General features: G+C 68.6%; 15 protein-coding genes and 1 pseudogene. 7 read left to right on the top strand and 9 right to left on the bottom strand.

The window, feature by feature from the left end; translation table 11 throughout:
- Window positions 1-102: 102 nt before the first annotated feature.
- Complete coding sequence (locus tag G3I77_RS12590; protein WP_248503159.1) at window positions 103-1,008, top strand: LysR family transcriptional regulator; 906 nt, start codon at window positions 103-105, stop codon at window positions 1,006-1,008.
- 156 nt (window positions 1,009-1,164) lie between these two features.
- On the top strand, window positions 1,165-1,647 hold the full coding sequence (locus tag G3I77_RS12585) for an NUDIX domain-containing protein (protein ID WP_248503157.1): 483 nt from the start codon (window positions 1,165-1,167) through the stop codon (window positions 1,645-1,647).
- 9 nt (window positions 1,648-1,656) lie between these two features.
- On the opposite strand, the gene G3I77_RS12580 is transcribed toward G3I77_RS12585, so the two are convergent.
- Window positions 1,657-3,282, bottom strand: a complete 1,626-nt coding sequence (locus tag G3I77_RS12580) for a globin domain-containing protein (protein ID WP_248503154.1) — start codon at window positions 3,280-3,282, stop codon at window positions 1,657-1,659.
- Between the two features lie 593 nt (window positions 3,283-3,875).
- On the opposite strand from G3I77_RS12580, the gene G3I77_RS12575 reads away from it, so the two are divergent.
- Window positions 3,876-4,739, top strand: coding sequence for a GNAT family N-acetyltransferase (locus tag G3I77_RS12575; protein WP_248503152.1), 864 nt, complete (start codon window positions 3,876-3,878; stop codon window positions 4,737-4,739).
- 71 nt (window positions 4,740-4,810) lie between these two features.
- Here G3I77_RS12575 and G3I77_RS12570 read toward each other — a convergent pair.
- Both G3I77_RS12570 and G3I77_RS12565 read right to left on the bottom strand, forming a co-directional pair.
- Window positions 4,811-5,079, bottom strand: a pseudogene (locus G3I77_RS12570) (heme-binding protein).
- Window positions 5,076-6,284 (bottom strand): MFS transporter, encoded by a 1,209-nt coding sequence (locus G3I77_RS12565; protein ID WP_248503150.1) that lies wholly within the window; start codon window positions 6,282-6,284, stop codon window positions 5,076-5,078. Before G3I77_RS12565 ends, G3I77_RS12570 begins: the two are co-directional and overlap by 4 nt.
- Window positions 6,285-6,426: 142 nt before the next feature.
- Here G3I77_RS12565 and G3I77_RS12560 point away from each other — a divergent pair, with 142 nt between their 5' ends.
- Both G3I77_RS12560 and G3I77_RS12555 read left to right on the top strand, forming a co-directional pair.
- Complete coding sequence (locus tag G3I77_RS12560; protein ID WP_248503148.1) at window positions 6,427-6,891, top strand: MarR family winged helix-turn-helix transcriptional regulator; 465 nt, start codon at window positions 6,427-6,429, stop codon at window positions 6,889-6,891.
- 69 nt (window positions 6,892-6,960) lie between these two features.
- A complete protein-coding gene (locus G3I77_RS12555; RefSeq protein WP_248503146.1) occupies window positions 6,961-7,413 on the top strand; it encodes a GNAT family N-acetyltransferase in 453 nt (150 codons plus the stop codon).
- A 57-nt stretch (window positions 7,414-7,470) separates the two neighbouring features.
- Here the strand turns inward: G3I77_RS12555 and G3I77_RS12550 are convergent, their stop codons facing one another.
- Window positions 7,471-8,856 carry a serine hydrolase gene (locus tag G3I77_RS12550; protein WP_248503144.1) on the bottom strand — a complete coding sequence of 462 codons (1,386 nt, stop codon included), beginning with the start codon at window positions 8,854-8,856 and terminating at the stop codon, window positions 7,471-7,473.
- A gap of 78 nt (window positions 8,857-8,934) precedes the next feature.
- Window positions 8,935-10,416, bottom strand: a complete 1,482-nt coding sequence (gene dnaB, locus G3I77_RS12545) for a replicative DNA helicase (protein ID WP_248503142.1) — start codon at window positions 10,414-10,416, stop codon at window positions 8,935-8,937.
- Window positions 10,417-10,876: 460 nt separating this feature from the next.
- Here dnaB and G3I77_RS12540 point away from each other — a divergent pair, with 460 nt between their 5' ends.
- The gene (locus G3I77_RS12540) at window positions 10,877-12,214 is read left to right on the top strand and encodes an MATE family efflux transporter (RefSeq protein ID WP_248503138.1); all 1,338 of its coding nucleotides are present in this window, start codon (window positions 10,877-10,879) and stop codon (window positions 12,212-12,214) included.
- A 173-nt stretch (window positions 12,215-12,387) separates the two neighbouring features.
- Here G3I77_RS12540 and rplI read toward each other — a convergent pair whose 3' ends face one another.
- The 4 genes from rplI to rpsF form a co-directional block, all read right to left on the bottom strand.
- On the bottom strand, window positions 12,388-12,834 hold the full coding sequence (gene rplI, locus G3I77_RS12535; protein WP_033309881.1) for a 50S ribosomal protein L9: 447 nt from the start codon (window positions 12,832-12,834) through the stop codon (window positions 12,388-12,390).
- Window positions 12,835-12,852: 18 nt separating this feature from the next.
- Window positions 12,853-13,089 (bottom strand): 30S ribosomal protein S18, encoded by a 237-nt coding sequence (gene rpsR / locus G3I77_RS12530; RefSeq protein WP_003949403.1) that lies wholly within the window; start codon window positions 13,087-13,089, stop codon window positions 12,853-12,855.
- 44 nt (window positions 13,090-13,133) lie between these two features.
- On the bottom strand, window positions 13,134-13,721 hold the full coding sequence (locus G3I77_RS12525; RefSeq protein ID WP_248503135.1) for a single-stranded DNA-binding protein: 588 nt from the start codon (window positions 13,719-13,721) through the stop codon (window positions 13,134-13,136).
- A 71-nt stretch (window positions 13,722-13,792) separates the two neighbouring features.
- Window positions 13,793-14,083 carry a 30S ribosomal protein S6 gene (gene rpsF, locus G3I77_RS12520; protein WP_104779105.1) on the bottom strand — a complete coding sequence of 97 codons (291 nt, stop codon included), beginning with the start codon at window positions 14,081-14,083 and terminating at the stop codon, window positions 13,793-13,795.
- Between the two features lie 264 nt (window positions 14,084-14,347).
- On the opposite strand from rpsF, the gene G3I77_RS12515 reads away from it, so the two are divergent.
- Window positions 14,348-14,653 (top strand): hypothetical protein, encoded by a 306-nt coding sequence (locus G3I77_RS12515; protein ID WP_248503134.1) that lies wholly within the window; start codon window positions 14,348-14,350, stop codon window positions 14,651-14,653.
- Window positions 14,654-14,683 lie beyond the last annotated feature (30 nt).

Raw genomic sequence — 14,683 nt, 5'->3', positions numbered from 1 at the left:
CTCTCTGTCAGTGTCCAATCACGGTAGCGACAGAGACCTATCGACTTATTTATAGTTGGGCACGGCCGGGGGCAGCGGGGGCCGACGAGGGGAGTGTGTGCGGTGGATCTGGCCTTGCTGCGGACCTTCGTGACCGTGCACCGGGCCGGCTCCTTCACCCGCGCTGCCGCCCTGCTCGGTCTCTCCCAGCCTGCTGTCACCTCGCAGATACGGACGCTGGAACGGCAGCTGGGCCGCCCCCTGTTCCTGCGGCAGGCCCGCGGTGTGACCCCGACGAGCATCGGTGATGAACTCGCCCACAAGGCCGCGCCTCATCTCGACGCCTTGGTGGAGATCACCGAGACCGGCCTCGACGAGGACTCCTGCTTACGGACGCTGCACCTCGCAGGTCCTCCGGAGTTCACCGCCGAACGAGCCCTGCCCGCCCTCACCGAGCTGACCGGCGAGGACGGGCAGGGCTTCGCCTTGCGTGCCTCTTTCGGGAACGCCGAGGAAACGCTGGAAGGGCTTTCCGCCGGGCATCATGATCTGGCCATCAGCACGGCCCAGCCGCGCGGGGCCCTGCTCACGGCGACTGCGCTCTGCGACGAGGAGCACGTCCTGGTCGCCGCTCCGCGCTGGGCCGAGCAGATCGGCACAGAGCAGCCGGACCGCAAGCCGGAACCAGCCCTCGAGAAGGTGCCCGTGGTGGAGGTGCACGAGTCGCTGCCCTTCGTCTCCCGCTATTGGGCCTCCGTGTTCGACTCGCACCCGACCGCCCCGGGCACCGTGATCGTCCCCGACCTGCGTGCGGTCCTGGCCTGCGCCGTCGCGGGCGCCGGCCTGGCCGTGCTGCCCCGCTATCTGTGTGCTGCGTCGCTGGAGCGGGGCGATGTCGTCGCCCTGCACGAACCGGCGGTGCCGCCGCTGCGGACGTACTTCCTGGTGGTCCGCACCGGGACGCTCGCGATGCCCCATATCGCGCGGGCTCACGAGTGGTTGCAGCAGGCCTCGGCCGACTGGTGCTGAGGCCCACCGGGTCGCGTGCCGGGCTGCGGTGACGGCCGTTCCAGGGGGCGCCCTGAGGGGGGTGCCGGGGCGCTCGGGACAGGGCTTCACTCTGAGAGCTCGGCCGGTGACGTCTCGCGATGTTTCACGTGGAACCAGCCGGGCCACATTTCACACATGACCGTCCGACCCGTGGTCAAGCGCACCGCCCGCGCCGTTCTGCTGGACGGTGCCGACCTGATCCTGATCAAGCGCACCAAGCCGGGCATGGATCCCTACTGGCTCACCCCCGGCGGCGGGGTCGAGCCCAGCGACTCCACCGTCGTCGACGCCCTGCACCGTGAGGTGTACGAGGAACTCGGCGCGAAGATCAGCGATGTGGTGCCCTGCTTCGTGGACACCATGGAGCACATCGGGGAGGACGGCGGCGCGACAGGCGTGAAGGTGCAGCACTTCTTCGTCTGCCGCCTGGAGTCCATGGACCCCTCGCTCCGGCACGGTCCCGAGGTGGAGGAGCCGATCGGCGAGTACGAGATCGTGCGCGTGCCCTTCACCCGGGTCGGGATCGCCTCCGTCCACCTCGTGCCGCTGTCGCTGCGGCACTACCTGGACGGCAACATCGAGGGTGTACTCGCCATGCACGCGCCCGACCTGGGCTGAGCCGCCTGATCAGTTTCCGGCCGCGACCAGTTCCTCGACGGAGTCGTGCCGTATGCGGTCCGACGGAATGCCGCTGTCCCTCAGGGCGTCCACACCACTCCGGATCATCCCGGGCGGGCCCGAGAGGTAGGCGTCGAACTCGTTCCACGGCCCGTAGGCGCGTATCGCGTCCGGCAGCTGCTGGTGCGCCTGCTGGTCGATGATCGCCCGGACCGAGAGCCACGGGTGGGTCTGCTGGAGACGGAGCATGGTGTCGATGTCGTACAGGTCATGGTCGGTGCGGGCACCGTAGAAGACCTCGACCGACCGGCGGTCCCCGTGCTCGGCGACGTCCTCGACCAGGGCCTTGATGGGCGCTATGCCCGTGCCGCCGCCCAGGCAGAGCAGACCGCTGTCGGTGGTGTGGTCCACGGTCATGGAACCCGCCGGCGGGCCGAGCCGGATGATGTCGCCGGGGCGGGCACGGTGCACCAGGGCGTTGGACACCCAGCCCGCCGGGACGGCCTTCACGTGGAACGACAGCAGACCGTCGGAGCGGGGCGCCGAGGCGAAGGAGTAGTGCCGCCAGATCCGGGGCCACCAGGGCGTCTCCAGGCTCGTGTACTGCCCGGCGAGGAAGGGGTACGGCTGGTCGGGGCGGACGGTGACGACGGCGACGTCCGGGGTTCTCAGGTCGTGCGTGACGATCTCGGCGTACCACCAGGCCGGGGCGCGCAGTTCGTCCGCGGCCGCCGCGTCGATCATGACCTGGGAGATCGTGGTGTAGGCCCGGACCCAGGCCGCCTCCATCTCCGCGCTCCAGACCCCGGCGGCATACTTGCTCAGCGCGCCGATGAGGCACTCTCCGACGGCCGGGTAGTGCTCGGCCCGCGTCCCGTACTTCCGGTGGCCCCGGCCGAGGTTCTGCAGGTAGTCGACGAGGACATCCTTGTTGTCGATGTGCTCGGCGGCCGTGAGCAGCGCCCTGAGCAGCCGGTCCCGCTGGGTGTCCATCGCCGCCGGGAACAGCGACCGCAGGTCGGGGTAGCGGACGAAGAGCAGGGCGTAGAAGTACGACGTGACCTTGTCGGAGACCGGGGCGACCTCGGCCATGGCGCGGCGGATGAGGAGGGCGTCCGGAGACCCCGTTTCGGCCGGGGCGATGGCGGCCTCTCCTGAGAGCGATACCGGTGCGTGCCGTTGTTCGGGAACACGCTGCTCGGCGGCAGCCGGGGGCGGAGCCATGGTGGAGGCGAAGGGTGCCGGGGTGAGCGCCGTCGGTACCGGACCCGGCGACGAGGCGGTGGCCAGGCTCGGAACCGCGGTGGGGGACGGAGCGTGCCGTGCGGCCGCAGCGGCGGGCGTGGGCATCACGTCCGGGGATTCACGCCTTTGGTCCGGCCCACTGTTGCTCGGGCGGCCGGGTGTGGCGGTGGGCGGCGCGGATGGGTCGTCCGCCGGTGCTTCCGGGGCTGCCCCGGGCCTGCCCACCGGGCGTATCGCCGCCGGTCGACGGCCTTCTGCCGTCCTGGCGTCGCCGTCCGGCGTCCTGGCGTCGCTGTCCCGCGTCGTCGTCGGGTTCTTGCGGGGTGTGAACCAGCCGCCCCCGCCGCCAGAAGTGCCGTTGTCGGCCGACGTGGTGGTCGGAGCGTCCATGGTGTGCCTCGCCTCGAGCATCTTTCGGTCGGTCTGCGCACTTCCTCGGTCGGAAGGTGCCTGCTTTCCCCCGTGGACGGTCTGCGTTCCCATCCTTGTCACGGCCAATGCGGCCACATTCAACCCGTATTCCAGCTCCGTACGGACAAGTAAGGCGAGAGTGTGACATTGGCCGCAGCAACTCTCGTCGAGCTTCTCACTCGCCTGGACGGCTCCGTCGCATAACCGGAAACGCGGGTCTTCGATCTCTCCGTCCCGTTAGGCTGCATTTCCCTGCACTCGGCCCACAGGGGACAGGTCGTCCCGTGTGGGATGCGAACCGGAGTCGACCCTACCGGCCACTGCCGTGCACACAAGTCCCCCCTTCCCTCGTCACGAATGCGGGCACGGCGCGAACCATCAAGTCCGTCAACTATTGGACAAGAAGGCCCCGTTCAAGGCCTCGATCGGACACTCGATGTTCTTACGTGTTTCACGTGAAACATCCAGAACCGGTCCGCGTCCTGTGCAGGCGGCGACAACTGGCCAAAAGCTCGTATGTCTCCGCCGAAAGAGGTGGACGCCAGGGGCCCTTGTCGGACAGCCTGACCTGCGTGCCGACTCCTTCCCTTGCCTCATTGCCCATCCGTCGTCTGACGCTCCGCGATCAAGCAGCCTGCGCCGACTTGTCCGAAGACCGGGGGTGGCCACGGGAGGAGCACAAGTGGGGCTTCCTCCTCACAGCCGGGAAGGGCTACGGCATCGACGACCCCGACGGCGGCCTGGTGGGCGCCTGTGTCGTCACCGAGTACGGACCGCAGGACCCCGCCCTCGCCGCGATCGGCATGGTCCTGATCGCCGAACGGCACGCCCGGCAGGGCGTGGGACGCCGGCTGATGCGTCATGTCATCTCGGCGATGGGCACGACGCCTCTCACCCTGCACGCGACGCCCTTCGGCCTCCCCCTGTACGAGGAACTCGGCTTCAAGGTCACCGGGCGGGCCGAGATGGTTCTCGGGCGCTTCACGCCGGGCGGGCCGGAGCCGAGGGTCGCCACCCGCGCCGCGACCGCCGAGGACCTCACTGCGATCCTCCGGCTCGACGAGCAGGTGTTCGGGAACGACCGCACGCACATCGTCACCCGACTCCCCGCTTTTGCCGACCAGTTGCGTGTGGCCGAGGAGGGCGGGCGGCTCATCGGCTACGCGGCCGCCTGGCCCAACATGAACACCCACGTCGTCGGCCCGCTCATCGCACGCGACACATCAGTGGCCCAGGCCCTCATCGCCTCCCTCGCCGCACACACCGACCGTCCCTTGCGCACCGACATCGACGTACGGCACGAGGAGCTCCTCGCGTGGGTGAAGGAGCGCGGCCTGGAGTCCGTCGCCTTCAACTCGGTGATGGCGTACGGGATCACCGATGTGCCCGGTGACTGGAGCAGGCGGTTCGCGCCGGTCACGGTCGCGGCGGGCTGAAGAGTCTCGATACGACGACGCCGGTTCCCCATGGATCAGGGAACCGGCGTCGTCGCGCTGAAGGGGGCAGGTCAGGCGAGGGCCTCCACGGCGGCCGTGGCGAAGTCGTGGTCCTGCTCCGGGGCACCGCCGCCGGCGATGAACAGCAGCGGCCGGTCGAGCGCGGTGGGCAACGTGTGGAAGAGGCCCCCGGGATGCACCGCGTCGACCAGGTCGGCAGTGGGCGCGTTCAGCTGGGGGGCCGTGTAGGCCTTGCGGGTGCTGGCTCACCGGAGATCAGCACGGCGCGGTGGGCTGCGGCGACGAGGGCGTCTGCGTCCTGGGTGGTCCGGTTGCTCAGTGGTGGGCTGCGGCCCGCTGCTCGGCCGGTGCGGAGCCCGTGACGACAGTGCCTGGGTCGCCGGCACGGCGCTCCAGGGCGGCCGAGAGGAAGGCCAGGACCAGGGCTCCGGCGGCCAGGGCGGCACCGACCCAGTTGGGCGCGGTGTAGCCGAGGCCCGCCGCGATCACGAGGCCGCCGAGCCAGGCGGACAGCGCGTTGCCGAGGTTGAAGGCGCCGATGTTCACGGCGGAGGCCAGAGTCGGGGCGCCGTGCGCCTGGTCGAGGACCCGCTTCTGGAGCGGCGGCACGGTGGCGAAGCCCAGGGCGCCGATCAGCGCGATGGTGATCGCCGACAGCAGCTTGTCGTGGGCGGTGAGGGTGAACAGTGCCAGCACGACGGCCAGGGCGCCCAGAGAGACGTACAGCATGGGCATCAGGGCGCGGTCGGCGAACTTGCCGCCGACGAGGTTGCCGCCGACCATGCCGAGGCCGAAGAGGACCAGCAGCCAGGTGACGGAGCCGTCGGCGAAGCCGGCGACATGGGTCATCATCGGCGCGATGTAGGTGATGGCCGCGAAGACACCGCCGAAGCCGAGGACGGTCATGGCCATCGCGAGCAGCACCTGCACGTTCTTGAAGGCGGCCAGCTCGTGTCGCAGGCGCACGCCCTCCGCCTTGGGCATGTCGGGGACGAGCCGGGCGATTCCGGCCAGGCCGATGACGCCGAGGGCGGCGACGATGCCGAAGGTCACCCGCCAGCCGACGGACTGCCCGACGAGCGTGCCCAGCGGCACACCGACGACGTTGGCGACGGTCAGACCGGTGAACATCATCGCGATGGCTCCGGCCTTCTTGTCCGGGGTGACGAGGTCGGCCGCGACGACCGAGCCGATGCCGAAGAAGGCGCCGTGGGCCAGCGAGGCGACGATCCGGCCGATCAGCATCACGGAGAAGGCCGGAGCGAGTGCCGAGAGCAGATTGCCCACGATGAACAGGCCCATCAGCAGCATCAGCATCCGCTTGCGGGAGATCTTGGTGCCGAGCACGGTCATCAGCGGGGCGCCGAACATGACACCGAGCGCGTAGCCGGTCACCAGGTACCCGGCGGTGGGGATGGAGACCCCGTAGTCGCCCGCGACCTCGGGCAGCAAGCCCATGATCACGAATTCCGTCGTTCCGATCCCGAAGGCCCCGATCGCGAGGGCCAGAAGCGCGAGAGGCATGGAGGGGTTACCTTCCCAGAAGATTGCAGGAGCGCTTTGCGTGCGTCCACAATAATTGCAGACGCGGGTTATATGCAACTGCCGTCTATTGCGGTTCTGCTCTATCCTGGGTGTCAGCCGCTCCGGGACGGAGGAAACGCCAATGACAGCGACGGACCCCGCGATCACCGCTCTCGCCCAGAGCTGGTGCGCCCTCTCCCTGCTCCACGGGAGGATCGAGTCCCACATCGAGCGCGCCCTGCAGGCCGGCCACGACCTCAGCGCGCGCGAGTACTCCCTGCTGGACGTGCTCAGCCGGCAGCACGACGGCGACGGAGGTCATCTGCAGATGAAGCAGGTCGCCGACGCGGTCGTCCTCAGCCAGAGCGCTACCACGCGCCTGGTCACCCGACTGGAAGACCGCGGACTCCTGGAGCGCTACCTGTGCCCCACCGACCGCCGCGGCATCTACACGAACGTCACCGAGTCGGGTCTCGAGCTGCTGGAGGCGGCGCGCCCGACCAATGACGCCGCCCTGCGCGAAGCCCTCGATGAAGCGGCTGAGAACCCCGAGCTGGCTCCGCTGGTCCGGGTCGTGGAGACACTGAAGGCTCCGGTGCCCGCCTAGAGCGCCTCCGCACAGCGCATCACCGCGTGCGGCATCACCGCGCCGGCCGGCTCTGCGTAAGGTGCGTCCATGGGAGATCTTGAGATACGGGCCGCCGTTGCCGACGACGTCCCCGCGATCGTCGCCATGCTCGCGGACGATCCACTGGGCGCACAGCGCGAGTCACCGGACGACCTCGCCCCGTACCTGGCCGCACTGGAGCGGCTCAGCGCCGACCCGAACCAGCGTCTGGTCGTGGCGGTCCGGGAGGGCCGGGTCGTCGGCACGCTCCAACTCACGATCATTCCCGGACTGTCGCGACGCGGTGCGACCAGGTCGATCATCGAGGGAGTGCGCATCCACGCGGACGAGCGCGGCAGCGGGCTGGGAACACGGCTCATCGAGTGGGCGATCGACGAATCCCGGGATCAGGGATGCCAGTTGGTCCAGCTGACCTCCGACAGGACGCGCACCGATGCCCACCGCTTCTACGAGCGACTCGGCTTCACGGCCTCTCACACGGGTTTCAAGCTCCAGCTGTGACCCATGTGCGTGGGCGCTCTGTTTCACGTGAAACAGAGCGCCCACGCACGTCACCGCCTATCCGATGCCGCGCCATCCCTCGGGGTCGACACCACCGGGCACAGGAGCCCCCTCGTCGTACGGCTGACGCGTGAACACGAACGAGCCGAGGTCCAGATGGCTCACGGACCCGTCCGGCCGCCGTACGGCCTTCAGGAGCTCTCCGGCGTAGTAGCCCTCCAGCCCCGTCCATGTGCCGTCGCCGTTCGGGCGGAACCGCGAGCGACGGCCGCCGCTGGACAAAGGCCCCAGTGAGATGAGCCCGTCGGCCGCCATCCGCAGAGCGAAGGCGTGCGTCCCCCAGTACCACTGTCCCGTCAGCTCCAGGAGCGACGGATCGACGTCTCCCAGCGGCTTCCACGGCGCGGGGATGCGCGGCTCCGCCTCGGCGACGATACGGACCAGGTCGGCGGCGACAGGGAACAGCAGCGGTCCGGACGTGGCGTTGGCCAGGGCGATCGCCGCTACGTCGTCCTCGACGCTGATCATGAGGCACGCGAGGAAGCCGGGCAGCGAACCGGTATGGCCGACCAGGGACCGCCCGTTCCGGCGCCGGATCTCCATGCCCAGGCAGTAGGCGTAGCCGCTCGCCACGTCCGCCGCCTCGTGGGGCGCGGCCGGTGTCCTCATCTCCCGCAGTGATTCGGCACTCAGCACCCGCTCGTCGCCGTTGACCAGGAAGACCGCGAACCGCGCCAAGTCACCGCTCGTCGACCAGAGTTGACCGGCCGGCGCCATGCGCCCCAGGTCTTCGGCAGGCTCGGGAAGCATCACATCGGCCCAGGGATGCACGGCCCAGCCACCCGCATGGGGCGCCTGCGGCCGCACGCTCGTGCGATGCAGCCCCAGGGGTTCGAGCACTTCACGCCGAAGGACGTCCTCCCAGGATGCCCCGCGGAGCTTCTCGATGAGTGCGCCGAGCAGGGCGTAGCCCGGGTTCGAGTAGTGGAACCGTCGGCCGGGCGGGGTCAGCAGGGGCCGCTCACCCAGTACGTCGTCGAGTTCGGGCCGCAAGGATCCTGGGCTCCGCTCCCACCACGGCCCCGGCGTCTCAGCCGCCAGCCCGCCTGTGTGCGCGAGGAGTTTGGCGACGGTCGCCTTCCCCACGCCGGTGCCCGGGAGATGCTTCTCCAGCGGATCCTCAAGGTCCAGAGCGCCCTCGTCGCGCAGGCGCAGCACGAGAACCGCCGTGAAGGTCTTGGTGATCGAGCCGATCCGGTACTGCACGTTCTCGTCCGGCGCGTGCCCTTCCACGGAGGTCCGTGCGCCGGTCCACACCGTTGTCCCGTCTCGCACCACGGCCGCGACGAGCGACGGGGCCCGCCCTTCGGCCTGTGCGACGGCGATGCGGTGCAGCAGGGCGCGACGTGTATCGGGAAGCAGTTCTCCCTGAGATGTCGTCATGGAACCAGTCCACCTGGCCCGGCATCCTCTCGTCGAGCACATTCGGAGGCAGGGCAGGGCCGCTGAGGTGGGGGCGGATCAGGTCTGCGCCATGTCCACGAACCGGGAGTAGTGGCCCTGGAAGGCGACGGTGATCGTCGCCGTCGGGCCGTTTCGGTGCTTGCCCACGATGATGTCCGCCTCGCCCGCGCGGGGCGACTCCTTCTCGTACGCGTCCTCGCGGTGCAGAAGGATCACCATGTCGGCGTCCTGCTCGATGGAGCCCGATTCACGTAGGTCGGACACCATCGGCTTCTTGTCCGTGCGCTGTTCAGGACCACGGTTGAGCTGGGAGAGCGCGATCACCGGAACCTCCAGTTCCTTGGCCAGGAGCTTGAGGTTTCGGGACATGTCCGAGACCTCCTGCTGACGGCTCTCGGAGCGCTTGGAGCCCCCGGACTGCATCAGCTGGAGATAGTCGATGATCACGAGCCTGATGTCGTTGCGCTGCTTCAGCCGACGGCACTTGGCGCGAATCTCCATCATCGACAGGTTCGGGGAGTCGTCGATGTAAAGGGGCGCGGACGAAACCTCGGGCATCCGGCGCGCCAGACGCGTCCAGTCCTCGTCCGTCATGGTGCCGGACCGCATGTGGTGAAGGGCGACGCGGGCCTCTGCGGACAGCAGACGCATCGCGATCTCGTTGCGCCCCATCTCCAGGGAGAAGATGACGCTCGGCAGGTTGTGCTTGATCGACGCGGCCCGGGCGAAGTCCAGGGCCAGCGTCGACTTACCCATGGCGGGACGAGCCGCGATGACGATCATCTGCCCGGGGTGCAGGCCGTTGGTGAGCGAGTCGAAGTCGGTGAACCCGGTGGGCACGCCGGTCATCTCGCCGCTGCGCGAGCCAATGGCCTCGATCTCGTCGAGCGCGCCCTCCATGATGTCGCCGAGCGGCAGGTAGTCCTCGCTGGTGCGCTGCTCGGTGACCGCGTAGACCTCTGCCTGGGCGCGGTTGACGATCTCGTCGACGTCGTCGTCGGCCGCGTATCCCATCTGCGTGATGCGCGTCCCGGCCTCGACCAGGCGGCGCAGGACGGCCCGCTCGTGGACGATCTCCGCGTAGTACGCCGCGTTGGCCGCCGTCGGCACCGTCTGGACGAGGGTGTGCAGATACGAGGCCCCGCCGACCTTGTTGATCTCACCGCGCTTGGTGAGCTCGGCCGCGATCGTGATGGGGTCGGCCGGCTCGCCCTTGGCGTAGACGTCGAGGACGGCCTGGTAGATCGTCTCGTGGGCCGGCTTGTAGAAGTCGTGGCCCTTGAGGATCTCGACGACGTCGGCGATGGCGTCCTTGGACAGGAGCATGCCGCCGAGGACGGACTGCTCGGCGTCGATGTCCTGCGGGGGAACCCGCTCGAACGACGGGGCCGATCCGCCGTCCCACGCCCCGTTGTCCCTGCCTCGCTCGTGCTGTTCGTCGCGGCTCCGGGCTCCGTCACCACGTCGGCGGGAGGCCGGCAGACGATCACTGGGCCCGCTGTCGGCCCACGGGTCGTCCAAGGGCTCGGAAATGCTCACCGAGCCACCTCCTCCCGTCCGCCGAAGCAGACCTAGCCGTGCCCCTCTGTTCTACGGCACGGCACTGACAAATAAGAGGCCCAACTCCGGTTGGCGCGCGCCGGTTTTGTGGCGTTTTGAAAACCGGCGGACGGAGCGGGCGCCGCACTACCGTAGGCCCCTCGGCACCGTCAGCCAATCTGGTTATCCACAGGCCATGTGGACGACGGCCCAGATGCTGTGGAGAACTCCGCGAAACCTGTGCACGACCCGGTGGACAGGCCTGTGAACAAGCCGCACGCCTCACGAGGGAAGCCACTTTGACCTGCACCTTTGCCGTCCACCGGCTGTGCAGAAGAAAAACTTTCCCAACCGGCCCAAGATCGCCTCGAACAGGGCACAGCAGTGCGCACGCCAAGACGGAAAGTAAGGACCACAAAAGCTTTGCATCTCTTACCTGTGGACGATTACATTGCTGCACATGACACAGGCCCCCGTGCGCCGCCGAACCGGCCGGAGACAGCACGACCGAGAGATCGTCGCGCTGGCCGTGCCGGCCTTCGGCGCCCTCGTCGCCGAGCCCCTCTTCCTCATGGCCGACACCGCTATCGTGGGCCATCTGGGCACGGCCCAACTCGCCGGTCTCGGCGTCGCCTCGGCCCTGCTGATGACCGCCGTGAGTATCTTCGTCTTCCTCGCCTACGCCACGACGGCAGCGGTCGCCCGCCGTGTCGGAGCGGGCGACCTCCAGGCCGCCATCCGACAGGGCATGGACGGAATCTGGCTGGCCCTGCTCCTCGGCGCCGCCGTCGTCGCCGTCGCCCTGCCGACAGCACCCCACCTCGTGGACCTCTTCGGCGCCTCGGACGCGGCAGCCCCCTACGCGATCACGTATCTGCGCATCTCCGTGCTCGGCATACCGGCCATGCTCGTCGTCCTCGCCGCGACCGGTGTCCTGCGTGGACTGCAGGACACCAGGACCCCGCTCTATGTCGCTATCGCCGGCTTCGTCGCCAACGGCGCCCTCAACGCCGGGCTTGTGTACGGCGCCGATCTGGGGATCGCCGGTTCCGCGTGGGGCACCGTCATCGCCCAGTGCGGCATGGCCGCGGTCTACCTCGTGGTGGTTCTGCGAGGAGCGCGCAAGCACGGTGCCTCGCTGCGTCCCGATGCCGCCGGGATCAGGGCCTCCGCGCAAGCCGGCGTGCCCCTGCTGGTGCGCACCCTCTCCCTGAGGGCGATCCTCATGATCGCCACGGCGGTCGCCGCTCGTCTCGGGGATGCCGACATCGCCGCCCACCAGATCATCCTCTCCCTGTGGAGTCTGCTGGCCTTCGCCCTCGACGCCATCGCCATCGCGGGGCAGGCGATCATCGGTCGCTACCTCGGAGCCGGTGACGCCCAGGGCGCCCGGGACGCGTGCCGTCGCATGGTCGAGTGGGGCATCGCCGTCGGGGTCGTCCTTGGCGTTCTGGTGGTCATCACCCGCCCGGCCTTCCTGCCCCTGTTCACCAGTGACCCGGCGGTCAAGGATGTGGCGCTGCCCGCCCTGATCATCGTCGCCCTCTCCCAGCCGATCTCTGGCATCGTCTTCGTCCTGGACGGAGTCCTGATGGGTGCAGGCGACGGCCCCTACCTCGCCTGGGCGATGCTCCTCACTCTGGCGGTGTTCACGCCGGTGGCTCTACTGATCCCCGTGCTGGGCGGTGGGCTCACCGCCCTCTGGGCCACGATGACGCTCATGATGACCGTGCGGATGCTGACCCTGTGGATCCGCAGCCGTTCGGGCCGCTGGATCGTAACGGGCGCGACCCGCTGAGCGTTTCACGTGAAACGCTGCCTGTTTCACGTGAAACACGGCGTGCTCCACAGAACGCGGTGTTTCACGTGAAACATGGACGCCGTTCGGCAGCTATGCGCCCAACAAGCACGAATGGGGCCGCACCCCGCAGGGTGCGGCCCCATCGCTTACTGCTTCAGCAAGCGCGGCACTCAGGCCGCGACAACCTCGATGTTGACCTTGGCGGCAACCTCGGGGTGCAGACGCACGGACGTCTCGTGAGCGCCGAGCGTCTTGATCGGCGAGCCGAGCTCGATGCGGCGCTTGTCGACCTCGGGACCACCGGAGGCCTTGATCGCGGAAGCGATGTCGGCCGGGGTGACGGAACCGAAGAGACGACCGGCGTCGCCGGAGCGAACGGCCAGACGGACCTTGACACCCTCGAGCTGGGCCTTCACAGCGTTGGCCTGCTCGATGGTCTGGATCTCGTGGATCTTGCGAGCACGACGGATCTGCTCGACGTCCTTCTCGCCACCCTTGGTCCAGCGGATAGCGAACTTCCGCGGGATCAGGTAGTTGCGAGCGTAACCGTCCTTGACGTCGACGACGTCGCCCGCGGCACCGAGGCCGGAGACCTCGTGGGTGAGGATGATCTTCATGAGTCGGTCACCCTTCCCTTATCGCGCGGTGGAGGTGTAGGGCAGCAGCGCCATCTCACGGCTGTTCTTCACGGCCGTGGCGACGTCACGCTGGTGCTGCGTGCAGTTGCCGGTCACGCGGCGGGCACGGATCTTGCCGCGGTCGGAAATGAACTTCCGCAGCATGTTCGTGTCCTTGTAGTCCACGTACGTGACCTTGTCCTTGCAGAATGCGCAGACCTTCTTCTTCGGCTTGCGCACAGGCGGCTTCGCCATGGTGTATCTCCTGTGTGATCAAGAAGTTTGGGTGCGAACCCGCCCTAGAAGGGGGGCTCGTCCGAGTAGCCGCCGCCACCGCCGCTGCCGCCGGAGTTTCCACCCCAGCCGCCGCCACCGCCCTGGTTGCCACCGGCGGGAGCACCGGTCGCCCACGGGTCGTCTGCGGGAGCACCGCCGCCCTGCTGGCCGCCACCGGGGCCGCCGCCCCAGCCGCTGCCACCCTGGCCGCCGCCACCGCCGCCGTAGCCGCCCTGGCCACCGCGGCCGGTGGTCTTGGTGACCTTGGCCGTGGCGTTGCGCAGGCTGGCGCCGACTTCCTCGACGTCCAGCTCGTAGACCGTGCGCTTGACACCCTCACGGTCCTCGTAGGACCGCTGCTTCAGCCGGCCCTGCACGATGACGCGCATGCCTCGCTGGAGCGACTCTGCGACGTTCTCCGCCGCCTGACGCCAGACCGAGCAGGTCAGGAACAGGCTCTCGCCGTCCTTCCACTCGTTCGTCTGGCGGTCGAAGGTGCGGGGAGTGGACGCGACACGGAACTTCGCGACGGCCGCACCGGAGGGGGTGAAGCGCAGCTCGGGGTCGTCGACAAGATTGCCGACCACCGTGATGACGGTCTCGCCTGCCATGGGGGAACCTCTCGGCGGGTTTGCTCTGGCTGCTTGCTACTCGAATCCCGGAATCAGCTGAGCGTGGAAGCTCAGTGCATCTCGGGACGGAGGACCTTGGTCCGGAGGACCGACTCGTTCAGGTTCATCTGGCGGTCGAGCTCCTTGACGACCGCAGGCTCGGCCTGCAGGTCGATGACCGAGTAGATGCCCTCGGGCTTCTTCTTGATCTCGTACGCGAGACGACGACGGCCCCAGGTGTCGACCTTCTCGACCTTTCCGCCGCCGTCACGGACGACAGAGAGGAAGTTCTCGATCAGCGGAGAGACAGCGCGCTCCTCGACCTCGGGGTCGAGGATGACCATCACCTCGTAGTGACGCATGTGAAACCCACCTCCTTTGGACTCAGCGGCCACGGTCGTTCCGTGGCAGGAGGGTTGTGATGCGTAGGCAACGGTATCGGCCACCACTGACAGTCGGGGCTTCTGGCGAGAAGCCCCTGCCATGACATGGGCAGACACCGGTGCGGACGGTACAGAGTACCCGCACAGCGGCTTGCGGTTGAAATCCGGCCTCCAGGGCAGCCAATCTGTACACATCGGGTGTGTATGGCGCTACGATGCGCCGACTTTCGCAGGAGGTGCCCTATGGCACAGGCATTGCGACCCAACACCGCCGGCGGCCTCTTCGCCACCGACGGCAAGCCCCATCCCCTCCAGGACGCCCTGCTCGCGGTGACCCTGGTGCTGGGCCTCACGTCGTTCCTCACGGCGATCATCGACGAGGACCTGCATCTGCTCAGCTCCTGGGCCGGTCTGGTGGGCATCCTCACGGGTGCGTACGGCCAGTGGATCTCGGAGACGACCCGGGAGCGCTTCGGCCTGATCCTCGGCCTGGGCGCATCAGGCGTCGGGTTCTTCCTGGGCATGGCGCACGGCGGCCTCATCGGCTGACGCCAGGACACACCCTCATCTGAACACCGG

The organism is Streptomyces sp. D2-8 (assembly GCF_023184515.1).
GTDB lineage: Bacteria > Actinomycetota > Actinomycetes > Streptomycetales > Streptomycetaceae > Streptomyces.
This window is presented reverse-complemented; position numbering and strand designations above follow the sequence as displayed.